Source organism: Aeromonas finlandensis, from assembly GCF_000764645.1.
GTDB lineage: Bacteria > Pseudomonadota > Gammaproteobacteria > Enterobacterales > Aeromonadaceae > Aeromonas > Aeromonas finlandensis.
Genome location: NZ_JRGK01000011.1, coordinates 17,501 through 41,702, shown reverse-complemented (window position 1 = coordinate 41,702; position 24,202 = coordinate 17,501). Strand labels below are relative to the sequence as shown.

Below are 24,202 nucleotides of genomic sequence, written 5' to 3'. Positions count from 1 at the left end.
AAACTCATATTTGATGGACTGGTTGGCAAGATCTTACAAATTGGGATACTTGTCTGCGAATGCGGGAGCTCGATCTGTCCACCGGGTTATCAAGGCTCATCCCCCAACAGCTCAGTTACACCCCTTGTTCCAGCAGCAGGCATTCGTCAGCATCTTCGCTCAACTTGACCAGACGACTGCGCACCAGCCCCAGCTTGGCCAACAGGCCGATGGATCGCTCGTTGCCCGGGGTGACGATGGCGACCACTTGGTCAATCCCCAACCGACTTTTGCCATCGGCAAGGGCGGCCTGCGCCGCTTCGATGGCATAACCCTGACCGCGATATTGCGGCAGGAAGGCGTAACCGATATCGACCTGCTCCAGGGTGTCGCGCTTGATCAAACCGCAGATACCGAGGCTGGCACCGTCCTCACTGCGCTCCACCAGATAGAGCCCGTGACCGTAGCGGGCATAGCTGACCGCTGGCCCCTGCTCGATATACTCCCGCGCCTGCTCCAGCGTGCGAACGCCCCGATCGCCGATGTAGCGATAAAAGTCGCCGTCATTGAGCAGTTCAAGAATGAAAGGGGCATCGCTGGCGATCATTTCGCGCAGGATCAGGCGGGAGGAGGCAATCATGGCAAGGGCTCTCAAACGGAAAGTGAAGGGCAAAGAGTGCCCCGTCACTCCCGGGCTGGCAAGCCTGTGGAACCCTCGGCAATGAAAAAGGGGCCACGTTGGCCCCTGATGAGATGGGAGAAACGGGCTCAGGCGGCCAGCAACCCGGCATAGCCATTACCCTGTTCACGCAGCGCGCTGAACTGGGCGGCACAATCGGCCCAGCTCAGTCCCAGGGTCTCTGCCACCTTGGTCGGCCACTCCGGCGGCGCCTCTTCACCCACATCAGATTGGGCTGCCAGCACGATCGCCAGATGGATCAAACCGGCCTCGGGGGAGAACTCCTTGGCCAGCATGGGATTGTAGTGATACTCCACCGCATTGCTGATGGTCTCGGGGAACTTCCAGTAGCGCGCCATGGCGGCCCCGACCTGGGCATAGTTGAAGCCGACCACCAGCTCCTCTGCCTTGGCCCGCCCCTTGTGCAGCTCCAGATCGTGGATGTGATGGACGGTGTTTTCCGGTAGCCCCACATGCATTACCAGTCGGCCGAGATCGAACAACAGGGCGCAGGTAAAGACCTCCTCCCCCTTCATCCCTTTTTTTACCGCCAGACGGCGAGCCAACTCAGCCACGTTGAAGACGCAGCCCCAGAAATGTTTGAGATCAATGCCGGGAACCGCAGTGACCGATTCGGTGAGCCCGCAGGCCAGCACCATGTTACGCACCATTGCCAACCCCAACCGCACCGCAGCTTCATTGACGGTGCCGATCTGGCGACTACTGCCGAACTTGGCGGAATTGGCCAGGCGCAGCAGCTTGGCGGAGATGACTGGGTCCTTGTTGATCAACTTGCTGATCTTGAGCAGATCCGGATCCTTTTCATTGAAGGTCTGGATCAAGTCGCGCATCACTTCCGGGATCTGTGGCAGGAGCCGGGGCTCAGCCAGCAGGGAATCTATCGTGGGCATAGGCGTGTCCATCCATGTTATCTGTGTTCCAACCTGTTTGCCTTGGCAAACTCCTCCTAATTATGGGTAACAAATTGCAGCCACACCGGATTGTTTATTCGCTGACCGTTCAAGGTGTTAGCCCCATTCAGGCTATACTGGCCGCCACATTCACTGTTGCGGATATCCCATGAACGACTCTCAAGAATTTTTTGACGAAGCTGCGCTGCTGGAGATGGTGGAGAACCAGCTCAACGATGGTCACCCGCCCCATGTGAAGGCGACCCTGATGCGACTAGTGATGAAGGGCACGCCGCGGGAAGAGGCGCTGCAGTATATCGCCTGCGCCCTCGGGGCCGAACTGATGGCGATGGAGGCCGATCAGGGCCCCTTCAATCTGACCCGCTACGGCGAGTTCCTCGACAGCCTGCCCGAGATGCCGTGGGCTGACTGATACCGTGAGCTGACTTAAGGTGACCAACCTTTTCATGGCTCACAAAAAACAGAAGGGCGGGTGCCAATGGCCCCGCCCTTTTTGCATGGATCCGCAGTGGATCAGAACTGGGAGTTGATGATCACCTCTTCCCCCAGCGCCCCCGCCAGCGGCAACGGCTGGTAGCTGGAGTTGGCCGAGCGCAGCAGACGAATGCCGCGAATGCCGACCTCCTGCGCCGCCTTGATATCACCATCAGAATCACCGTAGAAGATCTTCATCTGCTTATCCTTGAGCCACTGCACCTTGGTGTTCTGGCCAGGATGATCATCGGCAAAGATCACCGGATTGAGCTGGGCATCCGGAATGTTCATGGTCTTCTGCAGAGTCTTGGTCACGGTCTCGGTCTTGGTAACCGGGCGGCCGGTGACAAAGTAGATGTGATCACCGCGCTTGAGGTGCATGGCGATGAGCGCCTTGCCCACCTCTTTCGGAATACTGAACTCATCCCAACCGTTGTTCATCTTCTCCCAGAAGGCCGGATTTTTCAGATAGCTCTGATCCTTGGGGGAGTACTCCATCCTGCCACGGTAAAAACCCGGGCTGGAGAAGAGCAGGGTATCGTCGATATCAAACCCGACCGCGATCGGGGGCAGACCATCCAGGCTCTTGGCAATCTGTTCCACCGAGACCCAGTGAATGGGGGCCTGCTGGGCCAGGGTGACGGTAGTGACACCGGCAGGAACCGGCTGAACGGTCGCAGCCTCACTCGCTACGGCAGACAAGGAGAAGGCAGCAGCCAGCAGGGTCGCGAGCAGCGCCGGACGAGCAGAGAAGTGTTTCATAAGGAAGTGTCGTCATCTTCAATCAAAGGAGGGGGCCAATAGTGCCCCCATCCTCCTCAACAAACTGTGAGTCACCCAGCAAAAAGGGAGCGTTTGAAGCCCAACAATTAATCGTCGATTGGTAGCAGATCGGTAAAGACAAAACCGTCGCGCAGCACAGTTTCTCCCACCCGGATCCCGAGCGGACGGGAGAACATGGGGCCATCATAGGCCAGGGTGTGAAACTCGCCATTCTCGCCGCACGGGTCGACCCCCTCCGGCAGCGCCGCCAGCAGAACCTCGTCAAAATCGTGACCACCCAGGCTGGCATCCAGCTTGTTAGGGTCGAGGGCGCTGATCCGCGCCTTCAACCCTGCGGCCACCATCTGCGGCGCCAGCTCGCGGGTACTACTGCCCCACAGCGGAAAAAGCGGCTCGATACCTGTGCCTGCCAGCTGCTTTTCACGGTAGGCGCGCACATCCTCAAGGAACAGATCGCCAAAGGCCATGTGGCGGATCCCCTGTGCCACCACATCGGCGATAAAGCCGGTCATGATGCGGGCGTAATCCTCGTTGCTGCAGGGCCAGGGCAGATCGATGGTGATAAGGGGCAGCCCGACGCAGGCGGCCTGCTCGGTCAACAGCTGCTTGCGCACCCCGTGCATCGCCACCCGCTCGAATGCCTGATTAAGGGTGGTAAACAGCCCCACCACCTCGATGGCGGGATCTTGCCGCAACTGGTGCAGTGCCCATGCGCAATCCTTGCCGCTGCTCCAGGAGAGCAGTACCCGTTTCTTTTCCATCATTCCTCCGCCAGCGGGGCACTCTGGTTTTTCCCAAAAGTTGCCCCAAAAAGATGCAAGACAGTGTTGCGAATTGCGCGATTTACACACAAGAGGCAGGCAGCATACTCTCGATCACCTGCATATGCCCCTTGCCCGGGGTGACAATAACTAAAAAAACCGATGGGAAACATACGGATATGACCACAACAGCACAACAACACGATCACACCCGCCCCCTCAATCGACAGGATTACAAGACCCTGAGTCTGGCTGCCCTCGGCGGTGCGCTGGAGTTTTACGACTTCATCATCTTCGTCTTCTTCGCCGTGGTCATCGGCGAGCTGTTCTTCCCGGCCGATATTCCCGAGTGGCTGCGCCAGTTCCAGACCTTCGGCATCTTCGCCGCCGGATATCTGGCCCGCCCGCTCGGCGGCATCATCATGGCCCACTTTGGCGATCTCATCGGTCGCAAGCGGATGTTCACCCTCAGCATCATCATGATGGCGCTGCCGACCCTGTTGATCGGTCTGCTGCCCACCTATGCAGTGCTCGGCATCGGCGCCCCCATCGCCCTGCTGGGACTCCGCATCCTGCAAGGCGCGGCCATCGGCGGTGAAGTGCCGGGGGCCTGGGTATTTGTCGCCGAGCACGTCCCTGCCCGGCGGATCGGTGTCGCCTGCGGCACACTCACGGCTGGATTGACGGCCGGCATCCTGCTCGGCTCTCTCATCGCCACTGCGGTCAACAAGAGCCTGACCCCGGCCGAAGTGAGCGAGTGGGGCTGGCGGGTGCCCTTCCTGCTGGGCGGTATCTTCGGCATCGTCGCCATGTACCTGCGTCGCTGGTTGCACGAGACCCCGGTCTTCGCCGAGATGAAAGCCAACAAGACCCTGGCCGACGAGCTGCCCCTCAAGGCGGTGCTGCGCAACCACAAGAGCAGCGTGGTGGTCTCCATGCTGCTCACCTGGCTGCTCTCCGCCGGTATCGTGGTGGTGATCCTGATGACCCCCACCTATCTGCAGAAGGTCTATGGCATCAGCCCGGCCGACGCCCTGACCGCCAACTCGCTGGCCATCATCGCCCTGACCCTCGGCTGTATCGTCTATGGCCGACTGATCGACCTGCTGGGCAGCGGTCTCACCTTCATGTTCGGCTCCCTGCTGCTGGCAGGCTCCAGCTACGCCTTCTATCACGGTCTGGCTGCAGGTACGAGCCAGCTGGTGCCGCTCTATATGCTGGTGGGCTTCGCGGTCGGGATTGTCGGCGCCGTACCTTATGTGATGGTCAACGCCTTCCCGCCGGTGGTGCGCTTCTCCGGCTTGTCGTTCTCCTACAACGTGGCCTACGCCATCTTCGGCGGCCTCACCCCGATGGCGGTGACCCTCTGGATGAAGAACGACATGCTGGCCCCCTCCCACTATGTGGTGAGTCTGTCGGTGCTGGGTTTTGCCATCGGCCTCTGGCTCTGGTTCCAGCAACGGGCCATCCGGCAACAGCAGCCCCAACCGGCCTGAGCCCAAGCCCCGAACCCGGTTCGGGGCTTTTTTGTACTGCTGGTGTTCAGGTTGGCCAACATAAGATAGCCTCCCTCCGGGTCGGCCAGCTGGCCGACCCCTGATTTTCACTCTTTAGCCGAGGCTCAACATGTTCTTTCAGGTCGTCTTTCTCGCCTTGCTGGCGCTGCTGCCCATGGTCAACCCGCCCACCACGGCCACCCTGCTGCTGGGGCTGAGCAAGGGGATGTCGCGCGAACACGTGCGCCGTCAGGTCAACCTGGCCGCCATCTATCTGTTCTGCACCCTCTGCATCACCTTCTTTATCGGATCCTCGATCCTGGATCTGTTCGGGATCTCCATTCCGGGCTTGCGACTGGCCGGAGGCCTCATCATCGGCTTTATCGGCTTTCGCATGTTATTCCCGGCCCCCAGTCAGGCCAACGGGGTAGACATCAACCAGAGCATCGCCTTCGTACCGCTCACCATGCCCAGCATGTGCGGCCCGGGGACCATGGCACTGGTGATCAGTGGGGCCGCCCAGATTGCCGAGCTGCCTGACGAGTACAACCGCCTCACCATCTACGGCGCCATGGTCACCGCGTTCGCCCTGATGAGCCTGATCAGCTGGGGGGTATTGAAGCTGGCGGATCCGGTCTGCAAGATCCTTGGCGCCACCGGCATCGACGCCATGACCCGCATCATGGGCTTCCTGCTGGTCTGCATGGGTATGCAGTTCTGCATCAATGGCATCAAGGAAGTGGCACAGGACCCGGTATTCCACGGCGGCCAGGCCGTGCAAACCGCGCCGGCGCTACCGCAGGTTTCCGGCACGTTTGATCAGTTGCCGCAGAAGCCCGTCAGCTCTGATTGAAAACGGTATCAAAAAGTCTCTGACGATCTGCACTGATCTTGTTCCTGATCATGTTATTGACACACAAATGAGTTAGGGTGTTTTTCATACAGACTATGTTCAGACGGATGCTGATAGGTTTGTTGATGAATACCCACTCAATTTCAGGAGAGTATGCTGATGGACAAGATGCTGACCGAAATAGGGAGCCATAGCCTGTTTCACGAGTACCTGAACGTGGTTGGGATTGCGAGCCCATCCCTCGCCAATATCGAACAACGCTGGGAATACAAAGATCAAGAGCAACTGGTCGCCAAGATCCAGGTCGATAAACAGGGCAATGCCCGCTACTTCATCGATGCCCGCGCCATATCCGTCAACTGATACCGAATAGCCCACCAGCCCCGCTCCACTGAACGGGGCTTTTTGTTGTCAGCAACCCCGTAATCAACGGCAAGCCTTGCCACAGCTGTGACTACAAACAACCAACTTTCTGTTCGTTTTTCATACAGCAGACATTCAGTTCAACACGGCTATCTTGTCCGGAGCCCCCCCCCTTAAGTCAGAAGAGTATCAAAATGACCAAGATGCTGACCGAAATTGGCAGTCATAGCCTGTTTCACGAGTACCTGAACGTGCTCGGCATTGCCAATCCAGCCCTTGCCAACGTAGAGCAGCAGTGGGAACACAAGCAGCAAGAGCGGCTGATCGCCAAAATCCAAATCGACAAACAGGGCAAGGCCCGCTACTTCATCGACGCCCGCGCCATCTCGGTCAACTGATACCGAATAACTCGCCAGCCCCGCTCCACCGACCGGGGCTTTTTGTTGCCTGCACGATGGGCAAATCCAGTGCCACCTCATACCCCCCTCTCTGGTAGTGATGGTCTCATGAAAGAATTTTCACAACTAAAAATAAAAAATAAATGGAATAATTAATTATGCGAGATTGATCTCATAACAAAAATCAAAAATCGAGCATGATAATCAGCATCAAGAAGGATGATTTACGCCGGGAATGGCGACGACCTGAAGTAGAGGAAACGATGACCATTGACCTATCAAGCATGATTACTGAAACCCGCAATCCAGCCAGCATCGAGATCGATCAGCTCCCGACACTAGATATGCTGCGGATCATCAATCAAGAAGATCAACACGTTGCAGTGGCTGTAGGCCAACTGCTTCCCGAGATCGCCAAGGCGGTCGATGCTATCGCCGCGGCATTTGGCAAAGGCGGCCGCCTGATCTACATCGGGGCAGGCACCTCCGGACGTCTCGGCATTCTGGATGCCAGCGAATGCCCACCCACCTATGGGGTCTCTGCCGAACTGGTCGTCGGCCTGATTGCCGGGGGCCACAAGGCCATCCTGCAGGCAGTGGAGAATGCCGAAGACGATACAGAGCTCGGAGCCAACGATCTGAAAAACATCCACTTCAGTGCCCACGACGTGCTGGTGGGTATCGCAGCCAGCGGGCGAACCCCCTATGTGCTGGGCGCCATGCGGTATGCCAGGAGCCTGGGTGCAACGGTGTGCAGTATCAGCTGCAACCCAGGCAGCCCGCTCACCAAGGCGGCCGACATCAGCATGGTCGCAGTGGTCGGACCCGAGATAGTGACCGGCTCCTCCCGCATGAAAGCAGGCACAGCCCAAAAACTGATCCTCAATATGCTCTCTACCGGCGCCATGATCCGCACCGGCAAGGTCTACGGCAATCTAATGGTGGATGTGGAAGCAACCAACGCCAAGCTGGTGGAACGCCAGAAGCGTATCGTCATGGAAGCAACTGAATGTGACCGAGACTCGGCCGAGCAGGCCCTTGTCGCCGCAGACAACCACTGCAAGACCGCCATCGTGATGATCCTGGCCAATATCTCCGCCAGCGAAGCGCGCGAGCGACTGCAGAGCAGTGGCGGCTTTATCAGCAAATGCACTGATTGATCGGCCGACCGCACATTGGCCGAGCCAGCAATGGCAACACGATAACAACATAAGCGGGGCATCCGCCCCCTCACATCAGACTGACTGGGTTCTTTATGGCAAAAATAACTGACACCATGATTGGCCAGATCATCCAGGCCATCGGCGGCGGGGATAACATCACCAACTGTGGCCACTGCATGACCCGCTTGCGGCTGAGCCTGGCGGACAGCCTGCATGCCGACCGCGATACCATCAAACGGATCGCCGGGGTGATGGGGGTGATTGAAAGCGACAACCAGTTCCAGATCGTGCTTGGCCCTGGCAAGGCCCAGACTGCCTGCGAGATGATGAACGGCATGCTGAGTGCAGACGCTGATACCCTAACCGCCCCCCGCCCGCAACCAACGGATCTTGGCGACATCGCCGCCGCCAACAAGCAGGCGCTAAAACAGAAGCAGAGCAGCGCGGCGCACCGCTTCCTGGCCAAGTTTGCCACCATCTTTACCCCGCTTATTCCCGGCTTTATCGCTGCGGGTCTGCTGCTCGGCTGCGCCACACTCATCGAGCAGACCCTGCTGCTGGAAGGGCAGCAAACAGGGGGTATGCTGGCCGAATTTGTCGGCTACATGAAGCTCTTCAGCAAGGGATTGTTCAGCTTCCTCAGCATCCTGATCGGCTACAACGCCCAGAAGGCGTTTGGCGGATCCGGGGTCAATGGCGCCATCCTAGCCTCTCTGTTTGTCATGGGGTATGACCCCCAAGCCAGCAGCGGGATCTACTCCGGCATCAGCGACTTCTTCGGTCACCAGATCGATCCGCGCGGCAACATCATCGGCGTGTTGATCGCCTGCATCATCGGCGCCTCGGTGGAACGTCAGGTTCGGCGCTTCATGCCAGACAGTCTGGATATGATCCTCACTTCCTGCATCACCCTGCTGATCATGGGGGCCGTCACCTTTATCCTGATCATGCCCCTCGGCGTACAGCTCTATAACGGTATGTCCTGGCTCTTCATCAACCTCAATGGCAACCCGTTCGGTACCGCCATTCTGGCCGGCCTGTTCCTCATCTCGGTGATGTTCGGTATCCACCAGGGGTTCGTTCCCGTCTACTTTGCGCTGATGGATGCCCAGGGCTTCAACTCCCTGTTCCCCATCCTGGCGCTGGCCGGCGCTGGACAGGTAGGCGCAGCACTGGCGCTCTACAGCCGGGCAGGCAAGGATTCACTGCTGCGTACTCAGGTGAAGGGCACCATCATCCCGGGCATTCTGGGGGTCGGTGAGCCGCTCATCTACGGCGTCACCCTGCCACGGGTCAAACCCTTCATCACCGCCTGCTGCGGTGGTTCACTGGGCGGCTTCGTGGTTGGCCTCATCTCCTGGATGGGTCTACCGGTTGGTCTCAACACCGTCTTTGGCCCCTCCGGTATCGTCGCCCTGCCGCTGATGACCTCCGCCCAAGGGATCTTTCCCGGCATGATGGTCTATGCCGTCGGCCTCGCCGTCGCCTACCTCGGCGGCTACCTCTTCACCCTGATGTTCGGCTGCAAGAACGTCGATCTGAGTTAATCCCTCCTCTGGATTTATAGCCAAGGTCTGGCCCCGAGTAATCGGGGTCATGGCCGAACTCATCCCGGCTCTGGCACAGAGCCCATACAGGAACGATAAGAAATGAAAAAATCCATGCTTGCTCTGGTTCTTCCCGCTCTGCTCGGCGCAGGTTCTGCCCACGCTGCCGTCATCTATCAGGCTGACGATGGCTCCAACGTCGACCTCTATGGCCGTCTTGGCTTCAATATCTCCGACAAGAAGAGCGGCAATGATCAGGGTGACTTCGATGGCCGTATCGGCTTTACCGCCCGCCAGACCGTCAACGAAGATGTTGCAGTGATCGGCATGGCGCAATATCAGGTTAATGCGGCCGAATACGCCAACAACGTGCAGAAGAACAGCAGCGACCTCACCGCCCGTTACGTCTGGGCAGGGATCGATGGCGGCCAGTGGGGCAAGGTGACCGGCGGGCGCGTCTCTTCTGGCCTAATCATGTTCACCGATATTGGCGATGTGTTTGCCGCCTCCGATGTATCTATGGCCCGTCAGGCCAGCAAGGTGGACTCCACCGCCGTGCAGGTGTTCCGTCAGGATGGCACTCTGCAGTACCAGAACACCCTCGGCAATCTGGATCTCTCGCTCGCCTACATCCTTGGTAACGACACTTCGGATCTTGATTACGGCTACAACGGCGCCCTGCGCTATACCTTCGATCTGGGCAGCGCTGGCAAACTGGCTCCGGTCGTGGCTTATCAGCAGACCAAGGCCGCCCAGAGCAGTGGCAGCAAGGTAGATCCCAATGCAGACGAGTATCGCTTCGCCGGGATCGGCACCCGCTACTATCTCGGCCCTCTGATGATGGGTGCGCTCTATGCCAAGGATCAGGTGACCTATCGCGATGGCCGTGCCGATAGTGAAGACAAGGTGTGGGAGCTGACAGCGGTGTATGACATCAACCAGAAGTGGGCTGCCCGCGCAGGCTATCGTCACCTCGACAACGAGGGGGGTGACAAGATGGCACTACGCGACACCACGCTGGAGCTGCAATACAAGCTCACACCGCGCTCATCCCTCTACAGCGCCTATGTGTTCCGCGACGGTGAAGATGGCCTGGCTGGCAGCACCATCACCAGCTTTGGCGGCAGCAGCAACAGCGAGAGCTTCTATCACCTCGGTCTGCGCTACGAATTCTGATCTGGTTGCCGGCCAGCGGGCCGGCACCGTTATGGAGTCTCATGATGGCACGATCCTCTCTGTTCTCTCCCTTACTGTTATCCCCCCTGCTTGCCCTGCTGCTCGGCATGCCGGTACAGGCAGCCCGACTGGAATTGGCCGACAACCTCACCCTGCTCGCCTCGCCACATGGCAAACCCTCGGCCTTTACCCGGGCCATTAATCTCCCGGCGGGAGAGGCCCGGCTGCTGGTACGCTTTGACAGCCCAAGTGACCCCCGATCCACTAACGAGAGTCAGGGTCGCGTTACCTCAGCCCCCCTGCTGCTCACCCTCACAGCACCATCACAAGGGACGTTCCAACTGACCACCCCAGTGCTGACCAGCCCCTCGGCTATCCGCCAGCTTGCCGCCAGCCCGGCCCTGCTGCTGAGTGACGACAAGGGCACCTCACAGCCGATGGCACTGCAAGCCCTCCCACGCAGCCAGGATGGTCTGGGCACCGATTACCAGACCCTGCTGGCGAGTCACACGCCAACAGCGAGCCCAGCATCCATTACCTCGGCACAACCCTCCACCACCATCCATACCACCTCGGATCTCACGTCGGAGCTGGCGGATGCTACCCTGCGGGAACTCTATCTGGCTGCCGATGCAAAGCGGCGCAAAGCCTTTATCCTCTGGGCCCTTGACCTGTAGCAGACAACAAAAAAACCACCCGAATAAGGTGGTTTTTTTTGTTGTGCGGATTATGCAGCGGGAGAGCTGAGCTCACTCCTTGTTGAGTCGGTCGATAGCATCCCGGGTACCGTCAATCAGGGCCCAGGCCCGTTCATCTCTGCGCTGCACCAGACCGAGGAACAGGATATCGGTAATGGTGTTCTGGGCGGTGCGGGACGAAATCGAAGAGATGCGCAGCTCGTTCTCCTCCGCCACCGTATCCAGCACCATATCGGCCATCTGGCGCAACTGGGTTTGCCGGAACGAGGTCACGGCAATCAGGGTGGCGCCATTGCGCTTGGCCAGCTCGGCGGCCGCCAGCACATCACGGCTGGCACCAGAGTAAGAAATGACCAGCTGCACATCACCCGGCCCCAGGGTCTGGGCGATGGAAATCTGCACATGGCTATCCTGGGCAAACAGGGTGGTTACACCGATCTTGAGCAGCTTGTACCAGAGATCCTTGGCAGTCAGTGCCGAACCGCCAATCCCCACCAGCTGCACCCTGCCCGCCTGATCGATGGCATCAAGCACCCGCATCAAGGCCTCGCTGTCGAGGGCCTGGGTGGTCTCGATAATGGAGTTGATCTTCTCCTGCGCCAGCTTCTTGGCCATTGTCTCCAGATCGTCGTCACGCCCGATGCCATTGTAGAGATCGCCGACATTGTCGGTCTTGATGGCATGCTTGCGCCCCAGATCCTCGCTGACCGCCAGCTTGAAGGCGGTGAAGCCCTTGAACCCGATCTTCTGGGTGAACTTCACTATGCTCGACTGGCTCACCTCCGCCTGCTGGGCTAACTCCTGGGAGGAGAAGCTGGTCACCTGCTCCGGACAGGAGAGGATATAGTCGGCAATCTTGAGCTCGCTGGGGGAGAGCTGGCTCCTGATATTGGATATTTTCGACAGGGTAAGCATGGTTTCTCTCTGTTCTTGTTCTGCGGCGAGGCTTACTGGGTGCCACCCACGGTGAGCTGGTCCAGCTTGAGGGTGGGCTGGCCGACACCGACCGGCACGCTCTGCCCCTCTTTGCCGCAGATGCCGACCCCACGATCCAGCGCAAGATCGCTCCCCACCATGGAGACCTGACTCATCGCCTCGGGACCATTGCCGATGAGCGTAGCCCCCTTGATGGGCGCGGTGATCTTGCCATCCTCGATGAGGTAGGCCTCGGAGGCGGAGAAGACGAACTTGCCGGAGGTGATATCCACCTGGCCGCCGCCGAAGTTGGGAGCATAGATGCCCTTTTTCACCGAGGCGATGATCTCGGCCGGATCATACTGACCCGCCAGCATGTAGGTGTTGGTCATGCGCGGCATCGGCATGGCGGCGTAGGATTCGCGGCGCCCGTTGCCGGTGAGCGGCACGCCCATCAGGCGAGCGTTCTGCTTGTCCTGCAGATAACCCTTGAGGATACCGTTCTCAATCAGCACGTTGTAGCCACCCGGCGCCCCCTCGTCATCGATAGAGACGGAGCCACGCCGACCCGGCAGGGTGCCGTCATCGACGATGGTGCAGTGTTTGGAGGCCACCTGTTCGCCGATGCGGCCAGCAAACGCGGAAGAGCCCTTGCGGTTGAAGTCCCCCTCCAGACCGTGACCCACCGCCTCGTGCAGCAACACGCCGGGCCAGCCGGAGCCCAGCACCACCGGCATGGTGCCGGCTGGCGCGTCGATGGCCTCCAGATTGACCAGTGCCTGACGCACCGCTTCGCGCACATAGCCAAACGCACGGCTCTCCAGCCCGTCCAGTTCGAGGAACCAGTCGTAACCAAAGCGGCCGCCGCCACCAGCACTGCCACGCTCGCGGCGATCGCCCTTCTCGGCGATCACGGTCACCGACAGACGCACCAGCGGACGCACATCGGCAGCCAGAGTGCCGTCGGTGGCGGCCACCAGGATCTCTTCATAAACACCGCTGATGGAGGCCATCACCTGATTGATGGCAGGATCCAGACTTCTGGCGAACTTGTCCATCTGCTCCAGCAGGGCGATCTTCTGATGCTTGTCGAGAGTCTGCAGCGGATCCATGGCCGGATAGAGCAGGTTCGCTTCGGTGCGAGCCCACGCCTTCACCTTGCCGTGAGCACCGGCAGCGGCGATGCCGCGAGCGGCAGTCACCGACTGTTGCAGGGCCAGCAGGCTCAGCTCGTCCGAGTAGGCGAAGCCGGTCTTCTCGCCGCTGACGGCGCGCACCCCGACCCCCTGATCGATGTTGTAGCTGCCATCCTTGACGATGCCATCTTCCAGCATCCAGGACTCGTGCCAGCTGCGCTGGAAATAGAGATCGCCGAACTCCACCTGATGGCTCATCAGGCTGCCGAGCAGCTGCTGCAGGCGCCCTTCGTCGAGGTCGTTCGGGGCCAACAGGGAGGCACTAACCTGGCTCAATAGACTCAATCTTCTTCTCCACTCTCGTAACGAGATGTTTTAAATCGTCTTGCCGACGGGTCGGCAACAAGCCACACCATCACAACAAACGGGCATGCTCCAGCACGGGCAAACGGCTGCGTTTCAATTTTTCACCACACCATCAGAGCAAACGGGCGTGTTGCAGCACTGGCATGGTGCGTTTCAATTCGTCGATAAATCCAGGCTCCATCTTCGCCAGCACGGTGCCGCGCCCGGACTCTTTACAGGCCAGCACCCGACCCCAGGGGTCGATCACCATGCTGTGGCCCCAGGTCTGGCGCCCCGTCTCGTGGGTGCCGCCCTGATTGGCTGCCACCACGTAGCACTGGTTTTCGATGGCGCGGGCCCGTAGCAACGGCTCCCAGTGCGCCTCGCCGGTCACGGCGGTAAAAGCGGCTGGCACCAGCAGTACGCGGGCACCGGCACCGGCCAGCTGGCGGTAGAGCTCGGGAAAGCGCAAATCATAACAGATCGAGAGGCCAAGGGGACCAAAGGGGGAGTCCACCAGCACGGGAGCCTCCCCCGCACTGAAGGTCTCCGACTCCCGATAGCGACCGTGATTGTCCGCCACATCCACATCGAACAGGTGGATCTTGTGGTAGTGGCCCTTGAGCTCACCGCTTGGATCAAACACCAGCGAGCTGGTATGGATATGATCGGAACCGGCGATGGTAGTCGGCATAGCCCCGGCCACCAGCCAGATGCCAAAGTCGCGGGCCCACTCGGCCAACTGCTGCTGGATCGGCGCAGCTCCGCTCAGATCGGGGCCAATCGCCTCGGCGCCATCCAGATAGCCCTGCCGCTCGCCAAACAGGGCAAAGTTCTCCGGCAGCAGCACCAGCAGTGGCCGCTCTTTGGGCAAGGCCGCCAGTTCGGCGGCAATCTGCTCCCGGTTATCGCGCCAGTGACGGCCAGATACCAGCTGTATTGCGGCTAACCACATGACTCTCTCCTTGTCCGCGTTAATCGCGATCCACAATATTCGGGTCTTTATCCATCTCGGCCAACAATTTGCGCAGATGATGTCTGACCAATCCACGCTGGCCCCGCTCCGCCCATTTGAGGCAATCGAACAGCTCCCACACCAGCCCATCCCCTTCGGCCATATAGGCGGGAAAGTCCCAATGGCTGGGCGCCGGGCCAGCTACTTCCAGCGCATGAAGGGAGGCGGTTTTGTCGAATAGTGGCAGGTAAGGTTTGGCAAGAGGGTACTCAACCCCTCGATCCAGGATGTGGATCTCGATGCTGGACATGTCGAGGAAGATGAACCGCCAGTAAGAGGCAGTATCGTCATGACTACCTTGCCAGCAGTGAAAGATGGGCCGATCCCCCACAATGGTGTGCACCAGTTCGCCTCCCTGCTTATGAAAGCCCGGCTCGGCCAGCAGCAAGAGATCAACATCAGAGACCCGGTCTGCCTTACCCTTGGCGAGCGACCCGACGACCACACCGGCCTCGATGGCGGGATGGGCTGCGCCATGTTCAATAACCGAGTCCAGCAGTGCACGTTGCAGTGGCGGGATAGCTGACCAGTGCTTATCAACCATCATAACACCCCCTCAGCCACAACCCGATCCCCCGCCTGCAGGGTGTAATCCAGCACTATGATGCGCGCCAGCACCGGGCGGAAGATGGCCTTGAGGGCATCGTGATCCGGATGGGGCAGATAGCGCTGGCGGGCCGCTTCGTCGGCGAAGGTCATCAGCACGCTATGAGTAAACCCCTCGGCCCGCCCCTCCGGGCTGTCATCCTGGCCCCACTCCACGGCGGTCACGCCGCTGACCTTGGCCGGTATGGCGAGGAAGGCGGCCCTGACGGCGGCAATGTCAGCGGGGAGTGCATCGGGCTTGAAGGTGATCAGCAGAATATGTCGGATCATGGCTCTCTCCTTGAGCGTGAGCAGGTCGAGGCAATGGGCAGACGCCAGTATCAGGGCTGGCGCGGGCTACCCGATTGTGGATTCAGCAGGAAAGGGGTGGCCGCTGGCAGCGTGGGCGCCGCCGCATCGACCGCCTCTTTCTGCTGCTGGTTGAGCTTGATGCGAGCGCGATCCCGCCCCGCCTCGATCAGCTTGGGTGCGTCGAGCGGGCCCGAGATCCGAAAATCGATGCGGGTCACCACATCCACCACCGGCTCCAGCAGTTTGGAGAGGGCCAGCACATAGAGACCCGTAACCGGCGTGATGGAGAAGGCGGCCACCACCGGCAGAGTGCCACCCAGATTGGGGGAGAAGCTCAACTCGTAGTCGAGCTGCCAGCGCACCAGATCGGCGATCCCCTCGCCGCGCAGATTGCCTGCCGCCCCCTTCATGTAGAAGTCATCGTTGCTGACCTGCCCCTGCTTGATGGTGGCAGAGGCGGACATGGATTCGAAGTAGAAGCCCTTGTCGAACACATCGCGAAAATCGAGGCGCAGTTTGCGCAGCAGGGAGTCGAGACTGAGCAGGGAGAGCAGCCGTGCCCCCTTGTCGTTGACCTCCCGCAGGGTGCCGCCCTCCAGCTGATAGTTGGCACTTCCCCCCAGGGTCGGCAGGCTCGGACGATAGGGCACATCCTGCCAGTTCAGATCAAAGGCAAGCGAGCCGGGAGCATCGCCGATGGGCGAGGTGTAGCCGAGCCGCTTGAGCAGCAGCTCGCTGTTGTTGCTGGTCAGCTTGCCACGGGCGCGGGTCTGCATCCGGTTGCCATCAGCCAGCCAGTCGACGCTGCCGGTAAGCTGACTGCCTGCCAGCCGCACATCCAGCCCCTTGAGGGTCACCTTGTTGGCGCCGGGCACCAACTCCCCTTTCACTTCACCGAGCGGCAATGCGCCAAAGCGGCAATCGACACAGCTCACCTGCAGCCAGGGAATGGAAGCCATGATGGCGTTATCCTGCTTCGCATCGGGATCCGGGCTGAGATCCGAACTCTTGCCGGACCAGTAGATGCGGGCAAACTTGGCATCTACCGGGCGATTGGCCACTGCGGGCAGACGGATCACCCCCATCACGTCGGGGCTGTCGATCATCACCTCAGTCGCCTGATTGGTCGGCCCCACGGTGAAGCGCGCCGCCTTGAGGGTGGCACTGCCGATATAGGCGCGGGCCAGCTGACCATCCACCCACCACTCCTGCGGCAGGAAGGAGGGGCCGACCACCGCATTGCCGGTCTGGTTCTGCGCTGGCAGCCACTGCTTGAGCCGCGCCAGCCAGCCGCCCACGTCGGCCTCCTGCTGGTTGATGGCAAGCAGCATGGGGGCATCGCGCAGCACCCGAGCCCCCGGTTGACCCACATCGACCCGCACCCGGCTCAGATAGGGCACCCCTTCGCCGTAGACCAGTCGGGTCTGCATATCCACATCGGCACCCAGCACGGCGCGAATGTCGGCGCTGCCATCCCGGCCACGGGCGATCACCTTGAGCGGCAGACGACTGGCACTGCTCTTGGCCAGCGGCAGCGGCAGATCCAGCCCCATCCCCTGCAGGTTGGAGTCAAGCGCCAGCTGGAAGCTGAACGGCTTGCTCTCGGGCAGGGTCAGCCCCAGCTTGCCGCCCCAGTTGCTGCGGCCGTTGAGAATGCCGTATGAAGAGATGGCCGCCGGTTGGCGTCGGCTATCCCACTGCCCCTTGAAATCGAGGTCGACCTGATAGCGATCCGGATGCTGGCGCCCCTGATAGTCGAGAGTCAGCGGCTGGTTCCACAGGCTCGCCTTGAGGTTACTGAAGCGGGTCTGCTCGTTGTCATATTCGAGGCGGCCCTGCACCTTCTCCAGCGGCAGATCCAGACTGGTGACCCGCACCTTGTTGTTGCTGAAGATGGCATCGCCGCTCGCCTTCACTTCGCTCTCGCCATCGAGAGGAATATCGAGCTTGACCGAACCGGCCATCGGGCCGCGGATCTCGATCTCCCGTAGCGCCTGTCCCACCGAACTGCCGAGCGGGGAGTCCTGCAGGTAGTCGCTGATGGCCTTGCCCTCGCCCTGCACATTGGCATCAATATAGAGGTGGGCGCCGGGGGAGAGATCCGGGATCCAGGCATGCACCGAGTCGGATCTCGCCTTGCCCAGCATGGTGGAGCGGCTGCGCATATCGAGACCGGCATTCTGGAACAACAGGTCTATCTGCAGGTCTGTGAGCGGTTGCCAACCGGGGAAGAACTCGTAGGTGGCCTGCTCAAGGGGCACCGCCACCTGGAAGATGCCCTTGCCGTTGTCATAGGGGAAATCCCTGAACTCGCCATACCAGAGCAGGTCGGCACCCTTGGCCTTGCCCCCCTTGATGGCGCCACTCAGGTAATCCACCAGCGCCTTGTCCATCGCCTGCAACGGGAAGTAGCGATCGGCATGGCCCGCGTTCTTCACATCGATATGGCCGGTCAGGGCCAGGAAGGGGTGCTCGAACAGCTCGAGGCGAAAGCGGCTGGCCAGAGTCAGATCCGGGTTATCCAGCGCGATATCCTGCCCGTAGATCACCCAGCCTTGCGCCTCACGCCACCAGTCGAGGCGGGCCGCGAAGCTGTCGACCGGGATCGGCATTTTGAAGTGACGGGCGGGGTCTACCTTGTCGTTCGCCAGCGCCAATCTGGCGCTGCCCCCCTTGGGGGTGAGCCAGAACTCGCCGTTGAGATCCTTCATCCCGGGTACGTCGTGCCAGGCGTTGAGGCCCACGTTGGCGATCTGGCCACTGAGGGAGACATCCTGCCAACCGGCATCGGCCTGCAAGGTCAAATTGGTCAGCTTGCCCTTGGGCTTGGTCTGCTTGAGCAGTTCGCTCTGAGCAGGATAAATCGCGGAGACCAGCTGGCTCAGCTGGGCGAGCTGGTCGAGATCGATCTGCGGCACATAGCCCTGCACCCGCTCGCCGATCCGCTCCAACTGCAACCGGCTATGCAGCCAGGGTTTGTCATCCAGTTTGAAGATCACATCGTGGCTGGCCAGCTGCCAGTTCTGGCCATCGCGGCGCAGCTGGATCTTGCCACCGTCGAGCCCGAGGCGGTGGAGCGCCTGCTGCTTGGGATCTTTCCAGATCAGGTAGTTATTGCCAAAAGCCAGCAGGGTATTGCCCAGCTTGCCACTGTCGAACTCGCTCCAGAGCTGAAAGTCGAGCTGACCGGCGACCTTGGGGTCGCCAGCATGGATCTTGGCCAGTGTCGGGGTGATATCGAGCTGGCGGGCCCCCAGATAGAGCTGCCCCTTGAGGCGATCGAGCCGGGCGGTCGGGGCGTCCACATCCAGAATCAGATCGATGGTGCTCTCGCCCACTCCGTTGATGAGGTAAGCCTTGCCGACCCCCTGATGGCGCTTGCCACGGTTCTGCCAGCGCAGCTGGGCGATGTCGAGGGCGCGCAGATCACCGAGGGAGGTGGTGACGCTGAGGCGGGTGTTGTGCACATCGAAGGTGGAGAGCTGGGTCAGCAGAAAACGCAGCAGGGCCCCTTGCTGGGGATCCCCTTCCGGCTCGCGGCTGTTGGCGGGCTGGCTGAAATCGAGGGTGATGTCGCCGTCGCTGAGGATCAACTCGCCAAACACCGGCTTGAGCTCGTTGATGGTGCGCCAGAAGTCGAGATGCACCCAGGCTTTGCCGAGCTGTACGGTAAAACGCCCCGAATCCGGGGCGATGGCGAGTTGCTGCAGTTCGAGGGCGGGCCCGGACTGTGTCCAGTCCAGCCCCACTTGCTCCACGCTGACCTTGAGTTGTGAATCACCCAGCAGAGTGTTGAGCAGGCTCTCCCGGTATTGATTCAGCAAAGGGCCCCCTACCCGCACCAGAGTGACCAGCATGGCCATCAGTACGAACAGAACCCCCAGGGCCAACCAGCCCCGACTCAGCCAGCGGTAGACCAATTACATCATCACCACGTCGAACTGCTCCTGACCACAGAGGGGTTCGCTCACTACCCGCACCTGCTTGCCGATAAACACCTCCAGCTCCGCCAGACTGTGGGACTCCTCGCCATGGAGGTAGTCGGCCACGGCCGGGGCCGCGTAGACGGTGAACTGATCCGCATCGTAGGCGCGATTGACCCGGATGATCTCCCGCAGGATCTCGAAGCAGACCGACTCCACCGTCTTGACCCGACCGCGCCCCTTGCACTCGGGGCACTCGGAGCAGAGCACATGCTCCAGGCTCTCGCGGGTACGCTTGCGGGTCATCTCCACCAGTCCAAGCTGGGAGAAACCGTTGACGTTGGTCTTGGCGCGATCCTTTGAGAGCGCCTGCTCCAGACTGTGCAGCACCCGACGGCGGTGATCTTCCGACTGCATGTCGATGAAGTCGATGATGATGATGCCGCCAAGGTTGCGCAGGCGCAGGTGACGGGCGATGGCCGCCGTCGCCTCGACGTTGGTATTGAAGATGGTCTCTTCCAGATTGCGATGGCCGACAAAGGCGCCGGTGTTGATATCCACCGTGGTCATGGCTTCGGTCTGGTCGATGATGAGGTAGCCGCCAGATTTCAGCTCTACCTTGCGCTCCAGCGCGCGCTGGATCTCGTTCTCCACGTCGTAGAGATCGAAGATGGGCGACTCGCCGGGGTAGTACTCCAGCTTGCTGGCCAGCTCCGGCACGTACTCTTCGGTGAAGCGCTTGAGCTGATCGAAGCTCTGGCGGGAGTCAACGCGGATCTTGTCGAGCTCGGCGCCGACAAAGTCGCGCACCACCCGAAAGGCCAGACTGGGATCCTCATAGAGGATCTTGCAGGGGGGGTACTTCTGCTTGCGCTCGAGGATCTTGCGCCACAAGCGCTTGAGGAAGGCGGCATCCTGCTCCAGCTCCTGCTCCCCGACCCCTTCGGCGGCGGTGCGGATGATGTAGCCACCCAGATCATCCACATAACCGGCCACGGTGCGCTTGAGGCGCTCGCGCTCGGCTTCCGACTCGATACGCTGGGAGACGCCGACGTGGGCGCTGCCCGGCATAAAGACCAGATAGCGGGAGGGCAAGGTGATATCGGTAGTGAGACGGGCACCCTTGGTACCCAGCGGATCTTTCACCACCTGCACCATGATGTCCTGCCCCTGGCGCACCAGTTCGGCGATGTTGCCGACCTGGAACTGCTCCTTCTCCTTCACCGCAACACACTCGGTGTGGGGGACGATATCGGAGGCGTGCAAAAAGGCTGCCTTGTCCATGCCGATATCGACGAAGGCTGCCTGCATGCCGGGCAGCACCCGGCTGATCTTGCCTTTGTAGATATTGCCCACGATGCCGCGCTTGGCCTGACGCTCTACATGCACTTCCTGCAGCAGACCGTTTTCGACCAGAGCAACCCGGGTTTCGGAGGGGGTAACGTTAACCAGCAGTTCTACCGACATAAGTAACCTTGCCTGTTCCAGTTTTGAATTCTATAAAGCCAATCCGGTACAACGCGCGCAAGGGAAAAACGCAGCAGAGCACAGCTGACGGGAAATTACTTGAGCTGTTCCAGATGATGCTTGATCAACAGGTCAGTTTCCAGCAGGGGCAGACCGACCACGGCGCTGTAGCTCCCCTCGATGCGGCTGACGAACTTGCCTGCAATACCCTGAATGCCGTAAGCCCCGGCCTTGTCACAGGGCTCACCGGTCTGCCAGTAGGCCTCGATCTCGGCCTCGTCCAGCTTGCGAAACGCCACATTGGTGGTGACCAGACGCACGTCACAACGATCCTTGCTGGCCAGCGCCACCGCCGTCATCACCTGATGCACCTTGCCGGAGAGAGACTCCAGCATATCTTTGGCATCCAGCAGATCGGACGGTTTCTCCAGCACCCGCTCACCCAGCACCACTATGGTGTCGGCACCCAGCACCGGCAACGCCGTCGGCGCAGCAGCCACACCGGCCGTGGCCTTGTCACGGGCGAGGCGGCAGACATAATCCTGCGCCTTTTCACCTTCGTTGCGCTGCTCGGGCACATCCAGCTTCAACACCTCGAAACGGTAACCAAGCTGGGTCAGCAGTTCACGGCGACGGGGAGAGCCAGAGGCGAGGTAGAGTTGCAATTCGTTGTTTTTATTCATATTTACCTAATGTTAAAGCGACGCCGCACTTTACGCAGCACCAGAAACACCCAGGGCCATATTAACATCGTCGTCAACGTCGACCAAAAATAGGAGAAGTTGAGGCTGGCCTGGCTGAACAGGTGCTCGGCCCAGAATACCGTCATCTTGCCCACCAGCGAGAGGCCACCGATGATCAGTGCCTGCTGCCAGAGGGAGAAGTTGCGGATCTTCTGGAACTGGAAGGCCGCCAGATAGGTGGTGATGGCCATCGCCATCGCCCGCACGCCGAGGGTGCTGCCGAGCAGCACATCCAGCAGCAGGCCGGCCACCCAGGCGGTGCCGACGTTGGTCCGGTGCGGCAAGGCCAGCGCCCAGTAGATGAGCACCATGGCCAGCCAGTCCGGACGGAAGGGGTCAAATTCGAAAGGAAGGGGCAGGATCGAGAGGCTCAAGGCCAGCAGGATCGAAATCCAGATCCAGATCCTGCCACTGGCGGGTTGTAACATCAGCGCGTCGCTCCTGCGGCGGACGCAGCCGGCGCGGCAGCTTCGCCATCCTCATCATGCACTTCAGGCTTCTTGTCGGTCCACAGCAACAGCAGGTAACGCAAGCGATCAAGCTCGACCAGCGGCTTGGCCTCGACCTGGGCGAAAGGCTTGCCTTCCACATACTCGGAGCGGGTCACCGTCGCCACCGGATAACCTTCCGGGAAGCGGCCGCCAAGACCGGAGGTCACCAGCAGATCGCCCACCTGAATATCGGTATTGCGCGGCAGGTTGCGCAGCTCCAGCGTATCGAGCTCGCCACTGCCGGAGGCGATGGCGCGCAAGTCGTTGCGCAGCACCCGCACCGGAATACCGTGGCTGGTGTCGGTGATGAGCAGGACGCGACTGGTGGTGGAGCCCACATGGAGCACCTGACCAATTACACCCTGATCGTTGATCACCGCCTGGCCGTTATAGACGCCATCCAGCGCCCCCTTGTTGATCAGCACCTGATGGCTGAAGGGGTCGGAATCGACAGACAGCAGCTCGGCCACCATCTTGCGGGACTCCTTGTGCACCGGCGAACCGAGCAGCTCGCGCAGACGCTGGTTCTCGTGCTCCAGATGATCCATCTTGAGCAAACGGGCACGCAGGGTAAACAACTGCTGCTCCTGCTGCTTGGTCTGCTCGATGAGATCGGCACGGGTCTGCACCTGGGTCGACATGGTGTCGAGCAGGGTGCCGGGGGCATTGGCCATGTATTGCAGCGGACTGACTAACGAACTGAGGTAGACGCGGACATGGGTAAACACACCGAAGCGGGAGTCCGCGACGATGGCAGCGATGGAGATGATGACGGCGAGAAACAACCGTAACTGAAGCGAAGGGCCTCTACCAAAAATGGGTTTCATGGGTCGTCAAAAAAGAGCCGGCACGCTGGCCGGCTTTGGGTCTTATTCGTAGTGGAACAGATCGCCACCGTGCATATCGATCAACTCCAGCGCCTTGCCGCCGCCACGGGCCACACAGGTGAGGGGATCTTCGGCCACGACGACAGGAATACCGGTCTCTTCCATCAGCAGACGGTCGATATCCTTCAGCAGCGCACCGCCACCGGTCAGCACCATGCCGCGCTCGGAGATGTCGGAAGCCAGCTCCGGCGGAGACTGCTCCAGCGCCACCATCACGGCAGCCACGATTCCGGACAGCGGCTCTTGCAGCGCTTCCAGGATCTCGTTGGAGTTGAGGGTGAAGCTGCGCGGTACACCTTCGGCCAGGTTACGGCCACGCACTTCGATCTCGCGCACCTCTTCGCCCGGATAGGCAGAGCCGATCTCGTGCTTGATGCGCTCGGCGGTGGCTTCACCGATCAGGCTGCCGTAGTTGCGACGCACGTAACTGATGATCGCTTCGTCAAACTTGTCGCCACCGATACGGACGGACTGGGAGTAAACCACGCCGTTCAGGGAGATGATGGCCACTTCGGTAGTACCACCACCGATATCAACCACCATGGAACCGGTCGCTTCGGAGACCGGCAGACCGGCACCAATGGCAGCAGCCATAGGTTCATCGATCAGGTAAACCTCGCGAGCACCGGCGCCCAGTGCGGACTCCTTGATGGCGCGACGCTCAACTTGAGTGGAACCGCACGGCACACACACCAGCACACGCGGGCTGGGGCGGAAATAGTTGTTGTCGTGAACCTGCTTGATGAAGTGCTGCAGCATCTTCTCGGTCACGTAGAAATCGGCGATCACGCCATCTTTCATCGGGCGGATTGCGGAGATGTTGCCCGGGGTACGGCCCAGCATCTGCTTGGCGGCATGACCGACAGCAGCGACCGATTTGGCGTTCCCGCGCTCTTGGCGAATGGCGACAACTGAGGGTTCGTTAAGGACGATCCCTTGATCTTTTACATAGATCAGGGTGTTGGCAGTTCCCAAATCGATCGACAGATCGTTGGAAAAGACGCCTCTGAGCTTTTTGAACATGGCTACGGGAAATCCTAAGAATTTGGAGGTGCAGAAAACCGGCTAACTTTACCAATGC

General features: G+C 60.4%; 24 protein-coding genes. 9 read left to right on the top strand and 15 right to left on the bottom strand.

Annotation, left to right across the window (positions count from 1 at the left end):
- Positions 1-115 precede the first annotated feature (115 nt).
- Both LD28_RS0100440 and LD28_RS0100435 read right to left on the bottom strand, forming a co-directional pair.
- Complete coding sequence (locus tag LD28_RS0100440) at positions 116-619, bottom strand: GNAT family N-acetyltransferase (protein WP_033135068.1); 504 nt, start codon at positions 617-619, stop codon at positions 116-118.
- Positions 620-747: 128 nt separating this feature from the next.
- Entirely contained in the window at positions 748-1,569 is an 822-nt protein-coding gene (locus LD28_RS0100435) for an HDOD domain-containing protein (RefSeq protein ID WP_033135067.1), read from the bottom strand.
- 169 nt (positions 1,570-1,738) lie between these two features.
- On the opposite strand from LD28_RS0100435, the gene LD28_RS0100430 reads away from it, so the two are divergent.
- Positions 1,739-2,002 carry a hypothetical protein gene (locus tag LD28_RS0100430; RefSeq protein ID WP_033135066.1) on the top strand — a complete coding sequence of 88 codons (264 nt, stop codon included), beginning with the start codon at positions 1,739-1,741 and terminating at the stop codon, positions 2,000-2,002.
- Positions 2,003-2,103: 101 nt separating this feature from the next.
- Here LD28_RS0100430 and aphA read toward each other — a convergent pair whose 3' ends face one another.
- On the bottom strand, positions 2,104-2,826 hold the full coding sequence (gene aphA, locus LD28_RS0100425) for an acid phosphatase AphA (protein WP_033135065.1): 723 nt from the start codon (positions 2,824-2,826) through the stop codon (positions 2,104-2,106).
- 107 nt (positions 2,827-2,933) lie between these two features.
- Positions 2,934-3,608 (bottom strand): Dph6-related ATP pyrophosphatase, encoded by a 675-nt coding sequence (locus tag LD28_RS0100420; protein WP_033135064.1) that lies wholly within the window; start codon positions 3,606-3,608, stop codon positions 2,934-2,936.
- Between the two features lie 179 nt (positions 3,609-3,787).
- On the opposite strand from LD28_RS0100420, the gene LD28_RS0100415 reads away from it, so the two are divergent.
- The 8 genes from LD28_RS0100415 (at position 3,788) to LD28_RS0100380 (ending at position 11,281) form a co-directional block, all read left to right on the top strand.
- Positions 3,788-5,104, top strand: a complete 1,317-nt coding sequence (locus LD28_RS0100415; protein ID WP_033135063.1) for an MFS transporter — start codon at positions 3,788-3,790, stop codon at positions 5,102-5,104.
- 130 nt (positions 5,105-5,234) lie between these two features.
- Positions 5,235-5,957, top strand: coding sequence for a MarC family NAAT transporter (locus LD28_RS0100410; protein WP_033135062.1), 723 nt, complete (start codon positions 5,235-5,237; stop codon positions 5,955-5,957).
- 159 nt (positions 5,958-6,116) lie between these two features.
- Entirely contained in the window at positions 6,117-6,320 is a 204-nt protein-coding gene (locus tag LD28_RS0100405) for a hypothetical protein (RefSeq protein ID WP_033135099.1), read from the top strand.
- Positions 6,321-6,514: 194 nt separating this feature from the next.
- The gene (locus tag LD28_RS0100400; RefSeq protein WP_033135061.1) at positions 6,515-6,718 is read left to right on the top strand and encodes a hypothetical protein; all 204 of its coding nucleotides are present in this window, start codon (positions 6,515-6,517) and stop codon (positions 6,716-6,718) included.
- Between the two features lie 263 nt (positions 6,719-6,981).
- Positions 6,982-7,878 (top strand): N-acetylmuramic acid 6-phosphate etherase, encoded by an 897-nt coding sequence (gene murQ, locus LD28_RS0100395; protein ID WP_033135060.1) that lies wholly within the window; start codon positions 6,982-6,984, stop codon positions 7,876-7,878.
- Positions 7,879-7,973: 95 nt separating this feature from the next.
- Complete coding sequence (murP, locus tag LD28_RS0100390) at positions 7,974-9,428, top strand: PTS N-acetylmuramic acid transporter subunit IIBC (RefSeq protein WP_033135059.1); 1,455 nt, start codon at positions 7,974-7,976, stop codon at positions 9,426-9,428.
- A 102-nt stretch (positions 9,429-9,530) separates the two neighbouring features.
- On the top strand, positions 9,531-10,604 hold the full coding sequence (locus LD28_RS0100385; RefSeq protein ID WP_033135058.1) for a porin: 1,074 nt from the start codon (positions 9,531-9,533) through the stop codon (positions 10,602-10,604).
- A gap of 41 nt (positions 10,605-10,645) precedes the next feature.
- Positions 10,646-11,281, top strand: coding sequence for a DUF2057 family protein (locus LD28_RS0100380; protein ID WP_241462242.1), 636 nt, complete (start codon positions 10,646-10,648; stop codon positions 11,279-11,281).
- 72 nt (positions 11,282-11,353) lie between these two features.
- Here the strand turns inward: LD28_RS0100380 and LD28_RS0100375 are convergent, their stop codons facing one another.
- The 11 genes from LD28_RS0100375 to LD28_RS0100325 all read right to left on the bottom strand — a co-directional run bounded on the left by LD28_RS0100375 (position 11,354) and on the right by LD28_RS0100325 (position 24,144).
- Positions 11,354-12,217, bottom strand: coding sequence for an SIS domain-containing protein (locus LD28_RS0100375; RefSeq protein WP_033135056.1), 864 nt, complete (start codon positions 12,215-12,217; stop codon positions 11,354-11,356).
- Between the two features lie 32 nt (positions 12,218-12,249).
- The gene (gene tldD, locus LD28_RS0100370) at positions 12,250-13,698 is read right to left on the bottom strand and encodes a metalloprotease TldD (protein ID WP_033135055.1); all 1,449 of its coding nucleotides are present in this window, start codon (positions 13,696-13,698) and stop codon (positions 12,250-12,252) included.
- A gap of 133 nt (positions 13,699-13,831) precedes the next feature.
- Positions 13,832-14,653 (bottom strand): carbon-nitrogen hydrolase family protein, encoded by an 822-nt coding sequence (locus LD28_RS0100365; RefSeq protein ID WP_033135054.1) that lies wholly within the window; start codon positions 14,651-14,653, stop codon positions 13,832-13,834.
- A gap of 19 nt (positions 14,654-14,672) precedes the next feature.
- Entirely contained in the window at positions 14,673-15,260 is a 588-nt protein-coding gene (locus LD28_RS0100360) for a nucleotidyltransferase domain-containing protein (RefSeq protein WP_033135053.1), read from the bottom strand.
- On the bottom strand, positions 15,257-15,589 hold the full coding sequence (locus tag LD28_RS0100355) for a Dabb family protein (protein WP_033135052.1): 333 nt from the start codon (positions 15,587-15,589) through the stop codon (positions 15,257-15,259). The genes LD28_RS0100360 and LD28_RS0100355 overlap by 4 nt, the downstream gene beginning before the upstream one ends.
- Before the next feature lie 50 nt (positions 15,590-15,639).
- A complete protein-coding gene (locus tag LD28_RS0100350; RefSeq protein ID WP_033135051.1) occupies positions 15,640-19,530 on the bottom strand; it encodes a YhdP family protein in 3,891 nt (1,296 codons plus the stop codon).
- The gene (rng, locus tag LD28_RS0100345) at positions 19,531-21,000 is read right to left on the bottom strand and encodes a ribonuclease G (protein ID WP_033135050.1); all 1,470 of its coding nucleotides are present in this window, start codon (positions 20,998-21,000) and stop codon (positions 19,531-19,533) included.
- Positions 21,001-21,095: 95 nt separating this feature from the next.
- The gene (locus LD28_RS0100340; protein ID WP_033135049.1) at positions 21,096-21,683 is read right to left on the bottom strand and encodes a Maf family protein; all 588 of its coding nucleotides are present in this window, start codon (positions 21,681-21,683) and stop codon (positions 21,096-21,098) included.
- A gap of 2 nt (positions 21,684-21,685) precedes the next feature.
- On the bottom strand, positions 21,686-22,171 hold the full coding sequence (mreD, locus tag LD28_RS0100335) for a rod shape-determining protein MreD (protein WP_033135048.1): 486 nt from the start codon (positions 22,169-22,171) through the stop codon (positions 21,686-21,688).
- Positions 22,171-23,061 (bottom strand): rod shape-determining protein MreC, encoded by an 891-nt coding sequence (mreC, locus tag LD28_RS0100330; RefSeq protein ID WP_033135047.1) that lies wholly within the window; start codon positions 23,059-23,061, stop codon positions 22,171-22,173. Before mreC ends, mreD begins: the two co-directional genes overlap by 1 nt.
- A gap of 42 nt (positions 23,062-23,103) precedes the next feature.
- The gene (locus LD28_RS0100325) at positions 23,104-24,144 is read right to left on the bottom strand and encodes a rod shape-determining protein (protein WP_005340051.1); all 1,041 of its coding nucleotides are present in this window, start codon (positions 24,142-24,144) and stop codon (positions 23,104-23,106) included.
- Positions 24,145-24,202: the final 58 nt, after the last annotated feature.